Source organism: Bacillus sp. Root131, from assembly GCF_001429475.1.
Lineage (GTDB): Bacteria > Bacillota > Bacilli > Bacillales > Bacillaceae_G > Bacillus_A > Bacillus_A thuringiensis_S.
Genome location: NZ_LMJQ01000041.1, coordinates 198,790 through 217,291, shown reverse-complemented (window position 1 = coordinate 217,291; position 18,502 = coordinate 198,790). Strand labels below are relative to the sequence as shown.

Here is an 18,502-nt window from a genome sequence, read left to right as displayed (position 1 = left end):
TACCTTCTCTCTTAGATTGGTAAATCTTCTTCTTTAACAGTTGGTTCAACTTTGTCTCCTGCATCAACTGGTTGCTGTTGTGGTTGTTCAACTGGCTGTTCAGTTTGCTGTGCCATATCCTGAGGAGCAGGTGGCGTATAAACAGGAGTTTGTTGACCATACTGCGGAACTTGCATAGGTTGTTGCATACCCATCATAGGTTGCATACCCATAGGCTGTTGACCATACATAGGTTGCTGACCATAATTCATAGGTTGTTGCATACCGCCCATACCCATTGGTTGTTGCATTCCGAATTGTTGCTGTGGCATTTGTTGTTGCATAGGAGCTTGTCCAGTCAACATCGCTTCAGCAAAACGAAGAATTTGAGCTTTAACTTGTGGAGTTAAGTTAATGTGCTCCCAATAGTTCTTTTGACCTGTTTGTGTATCTACTCCATTTTCAGTTGAGATAGTCTGTACGAATGGTGCTTGTGTACGAGGACTCATACGAACTTGGAATGAAATACTACCAATAACAGAACGTAATAAACCATTGAACATAATGCCATGTGGCACTTGGTTAGCAGATGCAGGTTTCAATGAGATATTCTCAATACCTAACTGCATATTGCTTGGTGCATTTGTTACACCATACAGATAACTACTATTTTGACGATACCAGAACGGGTCAGACTGCTTCTGTTGCTGTTGACCAAATTGTGGTTGTTGTCCAAACTGTTGTCCGTATTGCGGTTGTGTAAATTGTTGAGTTGTCATAATAAAATCTCTCCATTTCATAATTAAAATTTTTAAATCAAAAAAGGTAGGGGAGTTAGCCCCTTGAGTAGTACACTTAAACTTTTACGTACTCTATATTTAATTAGAGGAATTATTACCTCAAGAAAGGTAAAGGAGTTATCCTTGTGGGTACAGAACCAAACGTCCAGTTCTATATCCAAACCATTCTTTACATCACTATCGGATAGGGCGTTAGCCTCTATCCATTACGAGGGCACGTCCAGTTAAAGATTCCCGCTCTACTATTAATAGGCGGAAGGATAGGCGTTAGCCTGAACGTTAGTGAGGGTGCGTTAGCACCTATACGGTTGACCAATGCGTTAGCAGTGGGCAACAGCCCTGGCCGAAGGCCCGGGTAAATCCCGTCCTTATATCTACGTTCTTCATAGAAACGCACATATAAAAACAGGAGCAGGGAAGAATCCCCACTCCTACAAATCATCTTACAATTACTAAGTTTTCTACTGCTCGTGTAACTACTGTGTATAACCATCTGTTAGCATTCTTATATCCATCAGCTCCACGATTAAATACTCCACTTTCATTAATTACATATACAGTCTTCCATTGTGAACCTTGAGAAGCATGTCCAGTAATAACATATCCAAACTGAACTTCTACGCCTAATGGGATTTCGCGTTTTCCTTGAACTCTAAGCTCCTTGTTCTTCTTACGAATCTCAGAAGCTGTCTTTCTCTCAAACAATACATCCTCGTTTACTTCAATATAGCGATGTCCATCAAATGCTTCAGGAGTAAACTTGAACTTAATATTTCCGTTACTTAGTTTCTTAACTTCAGATACTTTACCACGCATACCGTTAGTGACTTGAATCTCACCATTGTTACCACCATCAATGTTCTCTTTGATTACAACAGTTTCATCATTCATAAGAACTGGTTCATTAAAGCCAAGGTGTGAACGAATAGCTTGGTTTAAACTTTGACGAGTTTTATTCATACCTGCAATAACAACACCGCCGTTAGAAACTACTTTTGCATATTGAGCAATAGATACTCTACTGCGATTAATAACAAATACTTTCCCACCAATGTTCTGGTCTCTATTAGGGAAGATGTATGGTGCTCCATTTTCTGTAGCCTGACGAATAGCCATTGATAAAGCAACAATTGGATTATCTGCAGCTTGGCGTAATACCTCAGTAAGGATTGCATCTGGATTAACAAAGAAATACTCTTCATCTTTAACAGGAGGTAGTTGCCCAGGATCTCCAACGATTAATACTTTGCATCCAGCTTTCTTAGCCATAGGAAGAATTTCCTCAGCCATACGTCTACCCGTCATAGAGAACTCATCACCAATGATTAGTCTTACACCGTATAAGTTTTCTGCAGAAGGGACAAAGCGAGTACGTCCATCTTTCATTAACTCAGGAACATAGAATAATCGATGTAATGTAGAGCAAGAATATCCAGGTGTCTTTTCTTTTAATACAAGAGAAGCAGTACCAGTTGGTGCACACATACGAACTTGATCCGCTCTAATTCCAAGTTCCTCTAAGATAAAGTCAACAACAGTGGATTTACCTACACCAGCAAATCCTGCTAATTCAAACTTTCCGTAACCATGAGTAGTAGAGTACCATCTCTTAATCTTGCTTACTACTGATTGTTGACTAGGTGTTAGTACGATATCTCTTTTCTTCTTACGCTTATCTGGTTGAACAGGTTCAGTAGTTTGATCCACATTGAATACAGGTTTAGGGCTAGCTACAATATCTTCTGCTACAGTTACAGCATCAACGGGATTAGTAACTGGCTTTTCCTTCTTTGTGTTTAAGTGGTTAAGTAATTGGTTTGTTGTCATAATAGTCATATCGAAATCTCTCCTTATAATTGGCTTTTTAGTTTTAAGTCTTTAATTTTTATCTGTCTATATAAAAGAAAAAGAGCAGGGAATAATCCCCGCTCTGTTAAATCGGTAGAACGATGTCACCTAAGTCTAGAGTTGCTTCTTCTGGTTGTGTAGGTGGTTCTGGATATTTAACTTCTGGAATAAGAATTGATTCATCAAACATTGATGGTGCTACTACAATAGGTTGAACTGGTTGAGCTTGTTTTACTTCTGTAACTACTTCTAAGATTTCTGCATATAATCCAGTGAAAGTAGAGTTTGCAACATTCTTCTTTAAGTGAGTCATTACGCGAACAGTGTGACCCATATACTTTTCTAATTCAGCACGAATCGTTTTGTTCTCTCTATTGTCAGCAAGAGAACCAATGAATTGACCATCTTTATAAACAAGGTAAGATGTTGTCATTGTTTGTTCATTTACCTCAATTTTCACTTCCATAATACCTGCATCAACAGCTGCTTCTTTCATGTTCATGATTCCACACTCTTGTGCAATGTGAGATGCCTTTAAGTCGCAAGAAGATGCGAATGGACATCCTTCACATGGCTTATCGATACGAACATATAAGTCATACTGTTTGTTGCCAAGTATATATTCTTGTGGTGCAGGATCTTCTACGATATCTTCCACTACTGGTTGTGGAGGAATGAATGGTGCTGGCACTTCACTTGTGTGTTGTACAGCATCTGCCGCTTGTTTCATTAAAGCTGGCATCATAGCATCTATTTGTTGTTGTACTAATGTATTAACATCTACAGACTGTTCTTGTTGAACAGGTGCAGTATTTGATTGTTGCATCCAAGTTAAGCCTTGTTGTAAAGCTTGTGTCTGTTGGTTAAGAGCCTGTGCTTGTTGGTTTAATGTGTTCATATACATTGCAAAGATTTCGTTGTTATTCATATTCATTTCTCTCCCTTTATCTGATAAAATAAAAGGGTAGCGGATTAACTCCACTACCCAAATGATTGTTTTTAATTATTAGAAGCGAACGATAGCAGTCGTTCCTTCTTCGCCAAATGCGATTTCTGTAACAGGGATTTCATAGATACCAGCCATGCTGAAGTTTGTTGGAGCAAACCCCATGTATGCTGCATCTTCACGAGTAACTGCCATAGCGTCAGTAACTTGTGCATCTTTGTTTAAGAAGTACATTACAAGGCGAACAGAATCTTGCTGTTGTTCTGGTTTAATCGCAACACGAACGTTACGGTTAACAGAAACAGTTTTATTCGCTACTTTTGCAACCGGGTTCATAACACGAACTTTCACTTGGTTAGAAACTGCAGTTGGAGCTGCAACTTTCTCAACTAAGCTAGATTGTAAAAGAGTGAATGTAATATCTTGTGGAACGAAATAAGTCTCAGAAACTCGGCCAGAGATTAAAGAGTTCATTTCTTCCGCAAACACTTCGAATGGTAAAGCAATGAATCCGTTAGATGCTACGAAACGATATTCGCGGCCATCTTTACGGTAAGCAGCTTTACCATTTGTTTTTGCTTCATTAACTAATAGGTATAGAGTACCAACTAATTGACGAACATCTAAACCTAATTCTTTTGCAGTTGCATACATTTCTTTACGAAGTTCTGCTTTGTATAGGTCACGAGCCATTTTGTATTGAGATAATGTAGCATCGTAATTAGCACGGATCTTAGCAGTCTTCTTAGCTTTAGTTAGAGATTGCATGTTTTTCTTGCGGAACACACCAGCTTCTTTAAGTTCAGCTTCAGCTTGGTGCATAAACTCTTTCTCAGCAGCCGCGCGAACATTCTCTTTTTGAGTGTAAGCATTGTATAGGTTAGCAACATAGTACTTCACTGCATCAATTGATTGTGGAGCAACTTCCATATGTGTAGCAATACGAGTACGAATTTCATTCTTAGCAGTATTGCTGTGACCTGTTTGGAACTTCTCACATAATGCCACGATAGCTTCTTCTGCATAGTTAAATACAAACTCATAAGCACTATCATTGTTTACAACACCAAACTCATCTTTCTGAGATGCTAACCATTGTGGCTTCTTAACTTCGAAACCAGTGATTACAGCTTGACCAGATACTTTATCTTGACGTACAACCGGGCTGAAGATATGAGCGTAAATACCTTTTTCTTCAGCAAGTAATGCGAACTTAGCTTCATTTGTTAATTCTAATTCTGCTTCTTCAAAGAAACGACCTTCGAAGTTAGCGAATAATTTGTTGATAAGAGGCATAGATAGGTAAGCACCACCGTGTTTAGGACGGTCAATTTCCCAACGACCAGCAGTACATAAAGCAAGTAAGTCAGCTTCAACTTCCGCACGTTGAGCAGCATTTAATACTGAACGAGAAAGAAGGTCAGTTAAGATCATTGCACGGTTAGCAATTACACCGATTAAGCTTGCTTCAATTGTATCAACAGTGATTTGTTGAGATAGTCCAGCAACTACTTCTAAGAAATCATGACGGCGAGCAGTACCGTTCTCACCTTTTAATTCTTCTGGATTGAAGATTACATTGTTACCTTGAACGATAAATCCATTTACATCTTTAGCTTCTGGCTTAGTTTCTTTTGCTTTAGCAGCTGCAGTTACGTAAGTAGGGCAACCTGTAGAGAAGTCAACAGCAACACCATTCTCGTATTTAACATAAGCATCAACGAATGGAAGTACTGCTTGATTACCGTATAACTCAACTTCTTTACGGATACGAGCATTAACCATTACTTCGTCAAAGATGATGATTGAAGTATCACCATCATGGTCAGCACCAGCTTGTTGTGCAACAACCCAAGAGAAAGCATCGAAGAACGTAATACCTTGCCATAAACCTTGTTTAACAAACTCAGCATACTCAGCAGATTGAACCGCAGTTACAACTGGAATTTCATGAGTTACTGTAACAGGGAAACGAACAGATAATGCCTTACCTTCTTCTAGGAAGAACTCTTCATCTTTCTTAGATGGTGCAACTACTTCATAAGCACCTAATACAGCATCTTCTTTAATTGCAGTGTAACGACCTGCTTTAGCTGCATTGTAGATAGCGAATACATCTGTGAACATATAACGAGTACGAGCTTGAGTAGTGAATAGTTTAGAATCTAATAATTTGTTAAGCTTCTTAACTCCTAAACCAACAATCTCATCTTTAATGTATTGCTCATCAAGAATGTCACCGAACTCTTGAGCAAGACGTACATAGTCAACCGCCGCGAATTCTGTTTCTGCTTCTTCCTCAGCTGCATTAAGCATTGTTAAGATATCAGCAGTCATTTTCTCTTCAATAGAATTCTTAACGAAATCAACGCTATTTGTAACACCTTGTTTTAATTCTTCAACAGATAATCCCATTTGTTGTGTAGCTTGAGATGCAACCCAGATACCGTCGTTACCATCTTTACGTTGTCCAACTACGAATAATTGGAATCCATTTTCTTGGATATCAGCTAAGATATCTTCTGATTTAACCATACCGTCAGTAAGGATGATATCAGCATCGAATAATTCACAGATTGGGTTGAACTGGAATGAAGCCCCTTTAACTGCGTTAGAGATACGTAATTGGAATGCATCAAAGCTATTGATTACTCCTGCAGAACGTAAACCTTCAGTGATACGATCATTGTGCCATCCTTGTCCATCTGTAAGGTTACGAGAAAGAAGAGCTTTAACAGCATCTTTGTTATCCCAGTTATTGAACTTTTCAACACCTACAAATGCATTATCTTTATTTAATACGTTTAACATAAAGTCTTGATCCATTGCGATTTGACCAGTGAAATCATCAACTAAAGCGATTGTGATTTTCTCGCCATCGTTGTTTGTTACTACGATGTAAGCTGGTTTAATTTCACCAATTACATTACGAGTTCCAGCAGGGAAGAACTCAACTTTGTGGTTGTGGCTGAATGTGCTTAATAAACCTTTATCAGCTTTAAGGCCATTAGAACCTGCTAACATGAAACGTTTGTAAGACTTAGCAACATCCATTACATTGTATCCAGTTGCTTCACCATTTAATTTGTGCTTTTTACCATAAGCGCGCTCATCTTGACCAGTTCCTAAGAAGTAAGTAATTACATCTTCAAGAGTTTTGAAACCAACAGCACCATTAGAACGAGCTTGAGACATTGATTTAGCATACGTTTTGTAAGAGAATGTTTCTTCTTCAGATACAACAGAACCGACTTCTAATTGACCATCTTCACGGTGTAATACAGATACCTCAGAGAATACCGCTTTTAATACTGCGCCGTTTACTTCTTCACCAAATGGTAGAGAAGCAGATCCGTCGAATGTACACATTTCATCAAGGATAACTGCTTTCTGTGGTTCTTCAATACGTAGAGTCATACCATCCTTGCTGTACTCTTTAACAACATTGATTGTTTGAGTCTTCTTACCTTTAGCCATTGCAAAACGGTAAGCCGCTAAGCTACCAGACATCTTTTGGAATAGAGAGTTAACATTAGTTAGATTGCTTACATTAGTATCCTTAGCAATGTAGAAGCGAACATCATCACGCAGTACTACCTTCTTGTTGTCGTCTTTTCCTACTTGAACCATTACATTCTCCATTAATTCCTCTACATCGAAGTCTACTAATTTACCTAGTACTTCACCACTAGATGCTACATAGATATCACCCATGTTTAATGCTGCCATTAATACAGTTTCACGAGTCTTCTTACCGTGTACTTTAGCCTTAGCAGTAAGACGGCCTTTTAAGTTTAACTTCTCTAATGCTTTGAATTCTGCAGATTCCATGAACTTAGGGAATAGACCAGGCATAACCACCATTAAGTAATCGATTACTTGCTTACCAGTAGCAGAAGAGAACTGGATAGATGTTTCAGTACCAGTTTCATTTGTTACTACGAATTTGTTACGACGAGCATCTACAGTTAATGCAGTTGCATCAGTACCAATGAATTGTGAGAATAATGGAGCCTTTACACCCATACCGAATAATGCTTTAGCGATTTGTCCTGAAGCGTTTTGTACTACCTGTAAGTTACCTGCTGTGAATACTACTGTTTTGTTTGTCATTTTAATCTCTCCTTTAGTTGTGTTGTTTACAGTTGTGTTAGTGTTGTTAGTCATAGTTGTGTTCTCTCCCTTGATTGTGTTAGTTCCTTGAGTTGTTGTAGCTGTAGTAGTGTTAGTCATGATAATTCCTTTCGTATGCTCTCATTTAACTGGTCAGGAGCTAGACCTATATTTGTGGGTCGGTAGTAGGGGGTGGGCATCGAAAGTCCACCAAGTAATACCTATATATACCACCTTGCGCCTCAAAAATTTTTAAAAAATCCAGCCTATATAGGGCAACAAGTCAGGAAGAAAGAAGGCGGTTATCTGTAGGGCACAGCCCAACAGCGGACGACTACCTTCTTTTTATTTGTGCCTACAGTCAGGAATGAACGAGCCGGTGATGAAGCCAATAGTATTTGATTGAGAAAATGTGACAAATTGGTTAGGTTATGGCTGAAGTCAGGAAAGGAGGGCGAGTACATGGAAGGACTTATGTATGAACGATTTGAACAAGACCTACTTGATCATTGGGTAAAGAGTCAGGAGTCAGCAAGGGTGGGACAAAAGACCACTGTTGTATGTCTTCAAATGAACAATGGGTTTGAAGTAGTTGGACAGTCAGCTTGTGTAAACCCAGATGAGTACGACTATGAACTAGGTGTCTATTACGCTACTAAAGACGCGCTTAAAAGAATCGCTGATATTGTAGCTTACCTTGAACATGAAGGTACATTTTAGGTATCAAGTCAGAAGAGAAGAGCGTGGGAAGTAATCAGTGCTCTTACATGTTTTAATCTTTTCAAAATGAACCGCATTTAAAAACCTCGATATAATATCCACTCAAATAAAACACATACAGGAGGAATCACAATGGATTTCGGACAAGCATTGATCTCATTAAAAGAAGGAAATAAAGTAGCACGTAATGGTTGGAATGGTAAAGGACAGTGGATTGTACTAATGCCTTCATTATTTCTAGAAGCAGGTGTAGTAAATGGACGTACATCTAAACATCTAGGACAAGGTGTAGATTTAGATTCTCAACCATATTTCGCCTTATATACAGCTCAAGGCAAATGGCAACCAGGATGGGTACCATCTACATCAGACGTTCTATCAGAAGACTGGGAAGAAGTAGCTTAACAATAAAGAGAACCAGTCAGGAGAAAAGGAGGGCGGTAAAATGTCTGTAGAAAAACGTATGGAAGAGTTACGTCAAATGGAAGTAGAGACACCTGAACAGTTAAAGGTAAGAGCTACAAATGAATTAGTATTACCTTCTACTTGGAAAGTGTCCAATGAGACAAGAGGAATGATTAATCAGTCTATGGAGATTTACAACACAAAACATGGACTATATGCTTCTGTTCCTATGCTATGCCAAGGTGAGAGTTGTCCTTATGCAAGTGTTTGTCCGTTACTTGATGGAGGAATGGATCCAAGTGGTTCTCGTTGTCCTCTTGAGATTGGACTTATTATGAAACGTGTAGATGAATACCAAAAGGAATTCCATGTTGCTGATAATGACGTAGTTGATATGAGTTTGATTAAAGACTTAGTAGATTACGATGTTCAGTTATTCAGAGCAGAGAACCGAATTGCTATGCAAGGTGACTTCATCGAAGACGTTGTTGTAAGTGTAACGGATAACGGTCAGGAGATAACAGCCCCTCAAATATCTAAGGCAGCTGAGTATAAAGAGAAGATTATGACGAAGAAACATAAGGTTCTTCAATTGATGCACTCTACTCGTTCTGATAAAGCAGGAGATAGATTAACTCTTACATTGGACCCAAGTTCTTATGCATCTCAGTTAATGTCTCAAATTGCATCCACTATGGAGCCTGGACAGATATTCGATGCAGAGTTCGACGAGGTTGGGGAATAGTTTTCAGCCTTGGCAAAAAAGCTTTTAGAATTGTATTAATCGTGCCGGGGGCGAACTTTCCCCGGTGCGAGGAATCAATTGTCGAAGACGTTTGATAACGCTCTGGTTAGCGGCGCTTAGTCGAATCATTTTTATCATACACGGAAAGTAGGTGGTATCTATGACTGCTAAAGAGCATGTAATTGACACTTTTGCTACCTCTAAGTTTCTACAAAAGAATAGGTCGAAAATAGCGATGGGTGCTGTAGGTTTTGGATTAGCTAAGTCTATTGTAGATGGAGAAGAAGATGATTTATTTACTTCTGCAGGAAAAGGAATCAAAACAGGTGCTGTAGTTGGTGGTCTAGCTTATGGTGCAGAACACTTAATGAAAACTCAAACTGTTCAAGATCTAGTAAAAGGTGAGATTTCTGACGTAGGAAAAGAAGCTATTAAGAAAGTGAGTAAAGGAAGTAAAATGCTTCTTTCAGGTAACAAGCTAGGTACTGCTATGAAAATGGGTATGTACGCTGTTGGTGCTGCTACTGTTTTAGATGCAGGACAACGCATGGGTGAAAACCGTGAAGCAGAAAAGATTAAGAGAGAGCAAGAATATCGTCTTGAGCAAAAAAAGAAGAAACAGAAGGATAAGAACAAGAAGTATTCATATGGAAACATAAATCAAGGAGAAGTCGTATTTGACCTATTTGAAGCAAGAACAGGTCATCACAAGATGGGCAACGCTAAATTTAATTAAGGCGGTGTAGTTTATGGCAAGATGGCATAAAAGCGCAGAAAGAGTAATGAGCGCAGTAAGTAGGAAGATCAATAATAGTCCTGAACTGCTAGAGCGTATGACATCACCAGTTAAAGGTGTAACTAGAACAGTAAATGGTCCTATTGCACGAACTCCTAATTTTGTTCCGTCTAGCTCAACAAACTTGATGGACGACATGATATCTAAGGCTACTGCGCCAAGAGATAAGATTCGTGCAACAAGAGCACAAGCAAGAGCAGGACAAGGTTCTAAGAATAAAGGAAGTCTTAGAAATGCAACTCCGGAACAAATTCAAGCTAGGAAAGAATCGGCAAGAAAAAGTAAGTCAGCAAGAGAGACAAGAAAAAGAGTAGCAGGTTCACAAGAAGCTCTTAATGGTGCTACTCCAAACGATAAGTTTCTTGGCCGTATAGGTGCTAGTGCAAAAACCTTACTTGGCTCAGGAATGGAAAACCTTAAAGCAGAAGGTAATTTAAGAAAAGCAGGTATAGGTGCATTTCAATCATCGGCTGCTTCTGCAGCTGTGCATGGTGGTATTGGTTACTTACAAGGAGAAGATCCTTGGGAAGCAGCTAAAACTGGTGCAGTACGAGGTGCTTTTGCGGGTGCAGGTTACCACGGTTTAAAGGCTGCTACACACGCCAATAAAGGTTCTATAAAGGGCAATCTTAAGCACATAGGTTCTACTACTCAACAAGTTTACAAAGCCCATACACCAGCAGGAAACGCTGCTATGAGGCAGAATGGTGTGTCTAATCAATTAAAGCGTGTGCTAGAGGCAAATCAGATGACTCAAAAAACAAATAGCATATTCGGATTTAATAGATAGGAGGTAAACAATGGCTATTTTAAATTCAGTCAAAAAACTTGCTAAGATAGGCGTTCAAAATACTAAGATTGGTACAAAGATGGCTGCTCATAGTGTTAAAAACAGTCCGAAAACAATTACTAATGGAGTTAAGAACGCTCCAAAGAATATTGTTAAGAGTACTTTTGTTGATACAAAGGATAAAGAAAAGACGTTGAGTAATTTCTACACTGGTAAAAAATTAAATCCAAAACATGTTATGGCTGTTGGTGGAGGTTACCTTGCCATTAATAATGCTAAGTTAGGGTTTGAGCATAAGACAATTGAACCTCTTAGATTAGCAACTATGAATAACTATCAGGAGATGGGCGCGCCGGACGTCATGATGTATGACGGCGTAGGACAAGAACGTGCCCCTAAGAATCTAAACGCTGATGGTAGCATTGTATTTGGTCTTCACAATAATAGAAGGGGGTAGTTTAGATGGCATTAAAAGCCGTTTCTAGTGTATTAAAAGCAGTAGGTTCTAAGGGTGGTAAGAAACTTGCTACAGCTGGTGGTCTTGCATTCGGAGCCGATACTGCAATGAACTTATATGGTGGCGATGACTTAGGTACATCTGTACTAAAAGCTGGTGTTACGGGTGCTTTAGCTGCTTCAAACCCTCTACTATTTGGGGGAATAACTGTTGCAAGCATGGCGCAAGATGGCTATTGGGGCCTACAGCAATTCAATCACCAAAAGAAACAATGGTGGAATGCACAGTATGCAACAAACAATAGAGTTGGCGGAAATTATGTGGATACACAAAGAGCCCAAACTATGAGACAAGCAGCTGTACAAGCCATTCAAGGAAGTAAGATGAACGCAAGGAGTGCGCTTGGCGGAGAAGCTAAGATATTAAACCCTTACGCATCTAGAAGATATTAAAAGGAGAATAGAAGTATGAGCCAATTTACTAAGTATGACCAGGAAATGCTCGAAATTATTCGTGATCCTGTTAAGTGGACAGAGCATCACTTAGGAGAAAAACCACGTTGGTATCAAGAGCAAATCCTTCGACATCCGCATCATCGTAAAGTTTTACGTTGTGGTCGTCGTATCGGTAAATGTATAGAAGAAAATCAACGAATCATCAATCCGAATACGGGAGAATACCAATCGGTAGGAGAGCTTTACAATGCTCAAGTTAATGGTAGCGCTACACCACTGTTAACGCTAAATGAATCCTATCAGTTAGAAAATAGCGAAGCCTTCTTTATTGAAGATAATGGTGTAAAAGACACATTCGCTGTTGTAACAAAACATGGAGCAAGAGTTGTTCTTACAGGAAACCATCCAGTATTAACAGTAGATGGGTGGAAAGAAGTTGATGCACTTCGCATCGGTGAAAGTATCGCTACACCTAAATTCTTACCTGTATACGGAACAAAACAAGTCGATAAAAACAAGCTCCGTATCCTTGCGTACATGCTCGCTGCGGGCCGTTTTAACAAGGATAGTATTAGCTTCCAGGCGCGCTATGAAGGCGTTAGAGAGACGTTACAGGCGTCTTGTGAGGCACTTGGTATTAGAACATATCGTGAGCGTCATAAGAAGGCTACAATCTATTTAATGAACTTCAGTAGCTTCGAGTTTTATAGAGAAATAGAAGAGAAAAAAATCCCTTCATTTATCTACGAGTTAGATAGAGAACACTTAGCATTCTTCTTAGGAAGTCTGTATTCTGCAGGTGGTTGGTTCTTTGCTGGCCGTATCTGTGAAATCGGATACGCTACGAAACATCGTCAGTTCGCATTAGACTTAAAACACTTACTTCTACGTTTTGGTATCCAAGCGAATTTACTTCAAAAGGAAATGAACGACTCTGTTTATTACCACCTTATGATTTATCACCGTTCCTCAATCTTATTATTCCTCGAACATTTAGCTACACCAGAGCGCAATTATGAAGAAATTCAACAACGCGCACTTGAAATGAACTCTTCTGAACCAACACTCCCTAAAGAAGTATGGAAATACATTGAAGAAGAACGAATTGCTAAAGGAATCAAGAAAGCTGAGGTAGTTGGAAAGGGTAACCGCCGCTATCGTACAGAGAAAGGTATCTCTTTAAGTAATGCTCGTGTATATGCAGAGAACTTACAATCTGCAATGCTACATGACTTAATTAACTCTCATGTATTGTGGGAGGAAGTAGTAGAGATCATTCCTCTTGGTAAGAGACAAACTTATGATGTTTTCGTTCCAGAGACTCATAACTTAGTAGTTGAAGATATCCTTGTACATAACACATGGACAATGTGTGCTCATATGTTGTGGGTGGCATTTACATGTAACGGTGGAACAAGAATGGCAAAAGGAGCAGCTTGCGTTGTCGCGACCCCTTATGATAACCAAGCCCGATTAATCTTCGACCAATTAAAAACCTTCATTGATAATAACCCCGTTTTACAAGAGTCCATCAAATCTATTACTAAAAACCCTTACGTAATTGAGTTTAAAAATGGTTCAGTTATCCGTCTGTTCACTGCTGGTACACGTTCCGGTTCAGAGGGTGGATCTCTTCGTGGACAACGTGCAGATTGGTTGTACATGGATGAGGTTGACTACATGGGCGATAAAGATTTTGAATCTATCTTTGCCATCGTCAATGAAGCACCTGACCGAATTGGATGTATGATTGCATCAACCCCAACAGGTCGAAGAGGGATGTTCTATAAAACATGCACTCAAATGAAGCTTAATCAAGATGTGAAAATGAATAAAAATAACGTTTATGATATGAGGTCATATAACCGTACCTTATCTGAAGGTTGGGCGGAATTCTACTTCCCGACAATGGTTAACCCTGAGTGGGGACCTAAGATGGAACGTGAGTTACGCAAACTATTCTCAGAAGCAGCTTATGAGCATGAGGTACTTGCAGAGTTTGGTACAGAGATGGTTGGGGTGTTCAACAAGGATTACGTTGACGAAGCTTCAAGCATTGGTTACAACTACACTACATCACCAACTCATGATGGTCCTATTGCAATAGGTATTGACTGGGATAAAGCAGGGGCAGCTACACAAATTGTTGTTACCCAATACAATCCTTTTGAGGTTCGTCGTCCAAGACCAGAACTTGGAGAAACAGAACCATCATTCGGACGATTCCAAATCATTAACCGTATTGAAATCCCTAAAGGGGAATTTACATACGATATTGCAGTTAAGAAAATTATTGAACTAGATGGAGTTTACAATCCGTTTGGTATCTATGCAGATGCCGGGGCTGGGGAATACCAAATTGAGCTTCTACGTAAAACACTAGGCGACAAAGTTAAACGTGTTCACTTAGGTAGTTCTCAAATGGTAAGAGATCCACACAGTAGAGAGTTTGAGAAGAAACCGTTAAAAGCATTTATCGTTGACCAAACGAAATTAATGTTAGAGCGTGGACAACTCCGAATCCCTCATCGTGAAAAAGACGAAACACTAGCACGACAAATGACAAACTACCAAGTAACTCGCTATAGTCCAAAAACAGGTGAGCCTACTTTCACAGACGTAGACGAACATGCTTTAGATGGATTGATGTTTAGCTTACTAGGGTTCATCAATGAAAAACCCGAATTAGCTGCAACTGTTATCAATAAGCCAAATGCTAAGACAATAGCGAAGGTGAAGAAAACATTTACTGATCCGTTTAAACAACAAGAAAGTGCAGCTAATTCTAGTGATTCAGAGTTAAGACAGAAATCAAAAACAACAAAAGTAAGACAAAGAGCTGCCCAAGGTTTTGGTTGGGGTAGACGTGGCACTAACATGAATATGCCTTCCCGCGGAGGGTGGTAATAAAGGGCGACAGGTATCCGCAATGGGCCTGTCGTCTTTTTTAATAAAAGGAGGATAACAACATGGATGAAGTTTTAGGAAAGAAAGTTGAAATAGATACCGAATTAGAACGTTCCGTTATAGAGTACAGACCAAGAGTAAAGTACGAACCGAATAAACCGTTCACTGTACATTTGCAAACAGAAGAAGTTATAGGAGAAGACCCGGAAGAACTTGAAGAAGATGGTTCTTTTGTTCCCGAAGAAAAACCTGCTAAACAATACGATAAGTTTGTCGATACATTAGATCAGATTAAGGTACTTATTGATTCTGTTGAGAAGAAGATAAAAGACCTAAAGATTCCTATTTCTCAGGTGGAATTAGAAAAAATCTACGAATCACAACCATCATTCGATCCAAGCATAGCTAACAATGGTTTTATTGATTTTGATATATACAAGAAAACATTTGAAGATCCAGAAGCTCCTGCAAATTCACTTATCCAAGACATTGTTCATTCATATGCAGAAGATGTAGAAGGTAATTTAGATCTTGAATTTTATGAAGACCTAAAGGAATTGCAATTAACAGTAGAAGAGGGATACTTCTTATTTAAAGAAACAGTTTTAAAGAATTACCTTGATGGCGACATTCCTGCTGAACCAGAAAGAAATAAGGACTTCACTGAACAAATCGAAGAAGCGGTTAAGAAACAAAAAGAATGGTTTGGACAAGTAACAAAACTGTATAAAAACAATGAAGGTACATATTATGAATCCCTTAGAACAGAGTATGGTTCTCCTGAATTCTTTAAAGCAAGTGATGAATATTTAAAAGCAAAACGCCCTTATGATATTGCGATTCGTGAGGAAAAAACACTTAATGAAATGAGTTCTCTTGTAGATGGTCTTCTTATAGCCTCGGAAGATTGTTCCGACTCTATTAAATCCGGATTAGTTTTAGGTAGCGAGATTGATAGTGAAGGGGTTATGAATTTATTAGAAAATCAAGCTTCTACTAAAGAACAACTTACCGATTTACTCAAATTAACGCAGTTATCCTTGAAGCTACAACTTAACCAACAAATTGAAGATAAAAAACAATATCGAGATGTATTGAAGAACATCAACAATCTTTCTCGTAAAAAGCGCTCACATGATGAATTACTTATGGCGTTCGAACTTCGAAACAAGATGTATCTAAACATGTATGACTCATTGCAACACTTAGAATCTCCAAGTAAAGCACCTGGGGTGGAATCATTCCTAAACCAAATGGCTGGAGGATTAAGTCTTGTACAAGGACAGTATGATTCATTCCTGCAAGATGTGTATGCAATGTATATGTCTGAATACGAAGTGAGAAAAGAGAAAATCGATAAAACGTTAAACAAGGAAAATGCAAGAGCCGGTTATTCTTTGGTATTAGAGTATCTATAAGAGAGGTGTACTAAATTGAATATGATAGAACGAATTCGTAAAGGAGTTCGATTAAGAACTATTAATGAAGCACCTTCCGCAACTAAACGTGACCCAAAGAAAATTGCAGTTAAACGTTTAGGGCAAGCCGTCAAAACTGCGGGTGGGGGAGGAGACTTCGAGAATTCGCCAGTTGATTTAGCGGAAATTGGACGTGCTTATTATACGGACAGTTATATTCGCAGAGCTGTCGATAAACATGCAGCCTTAATGTTTAAAAATGGTTGGGAGATTTCGGGGAAGAACGATCAAGCAGTTGAGTATGTATGGACCCGATTAAAACTAATGTCAGAAGCAACAGGTCAAAGTATAGATTCATTCCTACAAGAGATTTCTGACAACCTAATCCTTTATGGTAATGCCTACGTTGTAAAAGCTCGTGCAAAGACGGGTGGGTTACCAACTGGTGTTACAGCTATAGGATACACAGGTAAACAACCAATTGCAGGTTACTTCCCCTTAGCTGCTCCAAACATCACAGTAAGTCGTGATGATAATGGTAAGATTCTAGCTTATGAGGAGACTGCAGGTAGTGGTGGTGGAGAAGGTGTTCAATACAAACCAGAAGATATGGTCCACTTCACCTATCGCAAACCAAGTGGTCGTGCTTACGGTATACCATTCATCTTTAATGCTTTAGATGATGTTAAGCTCCTTCGCCAAATCGAAGAGAACGTAGCAAGATTAATTTACCGCAACCTATTCCCTCTATATTTATACAAAGTCGGTATTGATAAACCGGGCTTTGAAGCCACAGATGAAGAAATAGAAACACTTCGAGAAGAAATCCGTAACATTCCTGTAGATGGAGCCTTAGTTGTTCCAGAGCGTCACAACATTGAAGTAGTTGGTTCACAAGGACAAGCTATCGATGCAAATGGATACTTAAAGTATTTCCGTCAACGTGTATTCTCCGGATTAGGAGTAAGTGACACAATCATGGGTATTTCGGATACCGCTAATAAATCCACATCTGATAATCAATCCTCAGATTTAAATGACTCCGTGAAAGACTTCCAAAAAACATTCGCCGATATTGCTAAGTTCGCAATCATTAATGAGCTTCTTTTTGAAGGTGGATTTGATCCTATTTTAAATCCAGATGATGAAGTGGACTTTATATTCCACGAGATTGAATTCGATGCAAAAATCAAACGCGAAAATCATGTTGTTCAATTGTTTATGCAAAACACAATTACGTTTGAAGAAATGCGTCAGTTACTTGGTAAAGACATAACAGTAGATGAATCTCGTCTATATGGAAATATGTTTAGCGCAGCAACAAGCACATCTGCAGATAGTGAAGGTGCCGCTAATCAGGGTAACAACAAAGATCAGCCAGAGAATCAACATGGTAAGCAGACAAGCCCAGGTAAGCCTAAAACATCTGAGACGAAAAATAAGAGTGTTTCAGTTTCAGAAAACACAAAATTGACCGAGGCTACTCAACTGGTTAATTTGTCTGAGTCATTACAAGTTGGTTCATTCACTGAAAAGATGGAGAAATACTGGTCTGATGCAATGGAGGATGTCCAAGATAGAGTTTCTAATCAACAGGACACTGAAACCATAACTGCATTTACTACTGGTCTTGTTACTCAACTATTCTATGAAAAGACTCGTCCATTTGTAGAGCGTTCATTCCTATATGGATTCCAAGATGGATTAAACCAAATGGGGAATCAGTTAACGAAATTACAGCCGGGCGATACAGAAATCGCGGTAGAGAAACATAGCCAATCATTTAAGAAGTTAACACAGGATATTACAAGTTCTGTATCAGCCTGTTATGAAAAGGAAACACCAGTTGCTCATGTTAGCCATGCATTTATAGCTAATCGTTATCGTATTGGATTTATCGCGAAACGAATCGCCTATGAAGTTTATAACTATGGAGTTGCACTAGCAGCGGAGAGAGCCAAAAAAGACAGGGTTTATGTTAAGCATAAACCTAATTGTTGTAAGACATGCTTATCCGCTTCTTCTGAAATCCTCTTAACTGATGGTTGGAGAACACAAATACCACCTCATCATACCAACTGCGAATGCACAATTGTACTTACCAACAAGGAGGTCATCTAAAG

Annotated in this window: 14 protein-coding genes; 10 read left to right on the top strand and 4 right to left on the bottom strand. The window is 39.0% G+C overall.

Annotation, left to right across the window (positions count from 1 at the left end; all coding sequences use genetic code 11):
* Positions 1 to 11 precede the first annotated feature (11 nt).
* The 4 genes from ASE54_RS29370 to ASE54_RS29355 all read right to left on the bottom strand — a co-directional run bounded on the left by ASE54_RS29370 (position 12) and on the right by ASE54_RS29355 (position 7,686).
* The gene (locus ASE54_RS29370; protein WP_014895375.1) at positions 12 to 758 is read right to left on the bottom strand and encodes a hypothetical protein; all 747 of its coding nucleotides are present in this window, start codon (positions 756 to 758) and stop codon (positions 12 to 14) included.
* A gap of 459 nt (positions 759 to 1,217) precedes the next feature.
* Positions 1,218 to 2,615 carry an AAA family ATPase gene (locus ASE54_RS29365; protein ID WP_000154322.1) on the bottom strand — a complete coding sequence of 466 codons (1,398 nt, stop codon included), beginning with the start codon at positions 2,613 to 2,615 and terminating at the stop codon, positions 1,218 to 1,220.
* 97 nt (positions 2,616 to 2,712) lie between these two features.
* On the bottom strand, positions 2,713 to 3,555 hold the full coding sequence (locus ASE54_RS29360) for a hypothetical protein (RefSeq protein WP_001063225.1): 843 nt from the start codon (positions 3,553 to 3,555) through the stop codon (positions 2,713 to 2,715).
* Between the two features lie 78 nt (positions 3,556 to 3,633).
* Positions 3,634 to 7,686 (bottom strand): hypothetical protein, encoded by a 4,053-nt coding sequence (locus ASE54_RS29355; RefSeq protein ID WP_000182705.1) that lies wholly within the window; start codon positions 7,684 to 7,686, stop codon positions 3,634 to 3,636.
* A gap of 462 nt (positions 7,687 to 8,148) precedes the next feature.
* On the opposite strand from ASE54_RS29355, the gene ASE54_RS29350 reads away from it, so the two are divergent.
* From ASE54_RS29350 to ASE54_RS29305, 10 genes are all read left to right on the top strand, one after another.
* A complete protein-coding gene (locus ASE54_RS29350; protein ID WP_000398691.1) occupies positions 8,149 to 8,406 on the top strand; it encodes a Gp49 family protein in 258 nt (85 codons plus the stop codon).
* A 132-nt stretch (positions 8,407 to 8,538) separates the two neighbouring features.
* Entirely contained in the window at positions 8,539 to 8,811 is a 273-nt protein-coding gene (locus ASE54_RS29345) for a DUF2829 domain-containing protein (RefSeq protein WP_000345483.1), read from the top strand.
* A 40-nt stretch (positions 8,812 to 8,851) separates the two neighbouring features.
* On the top strand, positions 8,852 to 9,556 hold the full coding sequence (locus ASE54_RS29340) for a hypothetical protein (protein WP_000110097.1): 705 nt from the start codon (positions 8,852 to 8,854) through the stop codon (positions 9,554 to 9,556).
* Positions 9,557 to 9,716: 160 nt separating this feature from the next.
* Positions 9,717 to 10,292, top strand: coding sequence for a hypothetical protein (locus tag ASE54_RS29335; RefSeq protein ID WP_000125495.1), 576 nt, complete (start codon positions 9,717 to 9,719; stop codon positions 10,290 to 10,292).
* Between the two features lie 13 nt (positions 10,293 to 10,305).
* A complete protein-coding gene (locus tag ASE54_RS29330) occupies positions 10,306 to 11,142 on the top strand; it encodes a hypothetical protein (RefSeq protein WP_000135146.1) in 837 nt (278 codons plus the stop codon).
* 10 nt (positions 11,143 to 11,152) lie between these two features.
* Positions 11,153 to 11,599, top strand: a complete 447-nt coding sequence (locus tag ASE54_RS29325; protein WP_000996299.1) for a hypothetical protein — start codon at positions 11,153 to 11,155, stop codon at positions 11,597 to 11,599.
* 5 nt (positions 11,600 to 11,604) lie between these two features.
* On the top strand, positions 11,605 to 12,051 hold the full coding sequence (locus ASE54_RS29320) for a hypothetical protein (RefSeq protein ID WP_001185329.1): 447 nt from the start codon (positions 11,605 to 11,607) through the stop codon (positions 12,049 to 12,051).
* Positions 12,052 to 12,066: 15 nt separating this feature from the next.
* A complete protein-coding gene (locus ASE54_RS37300) occupies positions 12,067 to 14,961 on the top strand; it encodes an LAGLIDADG family homing endonuclease (RefSeq protein ID WP_000077448.1) in 2,895 nt (964 codons plus the stop codon).
* A gap of 62 nt (positions 14,962 to 15,023) precedes the next feature.
* Positions 15,024 to 16,379 carry a hypothetical protein gene (locus tag ASE54_RS29310; RefSeq protein WP_000344680.1) on the top strand — a complete coding sequence of 452 codons (1,356 nt, stop codon included), beginning with the start codon at positions 15,024 to 15,026 and terminating at the stop codon, positions 16,377 to 16,379.
* 21 nt (positions 16,380 to 16,400) lie between these two features.
* Positions 16,401 to 18,500, top strand: a complete 2,100-nt coding sequence (locus tag ASE54_RS29305; RefSeq protein WP_003254161.1) for a phage portal protein — start codon at positions 16,401 to 16,403, stop codon at positions 18,498 to 18,500.
* Positions 18,501 to 18,502 lie beyond the last annotated feature (2 nt).

Coding starts and splice junctions, on each gene's coding strand:
- ASE54_RS29335 (WP_000125495.1), top strand. CDS start 9,717: ATGACTGCTAAAGAGCATGTAATTGACACTTTTGCTACCTCTAAGTTT.
- ASE54_RS29360 (WP_001063225.1), bottom strand. CDS start 3,555: ATGAATAACAACGAAATCTTTGCAATGTATATGAACACATTAAACCAA.
- ASE54_RS29345 (WP_000345483.1), top strand. CDS start 8,539: ATGGATTTCGGACAAGCATTGATCTCATTAAAAGAAGGAAATAAAGTA.
- ASE54_RS29320 (WP_001185329.1), top strand. CDS start 11,605: ATGGCATTAAAAGCCGTTTCTAGTGTATTAAAAGCAGTAGGTTCTAAG.
- ASE54_RS29310 (WP_000344680.1), top strand. CDS start 15,024: ATGGATGAAGTTTTAGGAAAGAAAGTTGAAATAGATACCGAATTAGAA.
- ASE54_RS29365 (WP_000154322.1), bottom strand. CDS start 2,615: ATGACTATTATGACAACAAACCAATTACTTAACCACTTAAACACAAAG.
- ASE54_RS29305 (WP_003254161.1), top strand. CDS start 16,401: ATGATAGAACGAATTCGTAAAGGAGTTCGATTAAGAACTATTAATGAA.
- ASE54_RS29325 (WP_000996299.1), top strand. CDS start 11,153: ATGGCTATTTTAAATTCAGTCAAAAAACTTGCTAAGATAGGCGTTCAA.
- ASE54_RS29330 (WP_000135146.1), top strand. CDS start 10,306: ATGGCAAGATGGCATAAAAGCGCAGAAAGAGTAATGAGCGCAGTAAGT.
- ASE54_RS29340 (WP_000110097.1), top strand. CDS start 8,852: ATGTCTGTAGAAAAACGTATGGAAGAGTTACGTCAAATGGAAGTAGAG.
- ASE54_RS29370 (WP_014895375.1), bottom strand. CDS start 758: ATGACAACTCAACAATTTACACAACCGCAATACGGACAACAGTTTGGA.
- ASE54_RS29350 (WP_000398691.1), top strand. CDS start 8,149: ATGGAAGGACTTATGTATGAACGATTTGAACAAGACCTACTTGATCAT.
- ASE54_RS37300 (WP_000077448.1), top strand. CDS start 12,067: ATGAGCCAATTTACTAAGTATGACCAGGAAATGCTCGAAATTATTCGT.
- ASE54_RS29355 (WP_000182705.1), bottom strand. CDS start 7,686: ATGACAAACAAAACAGTAGTATTCACAGCAGGTAACTTACAGGTAGTA.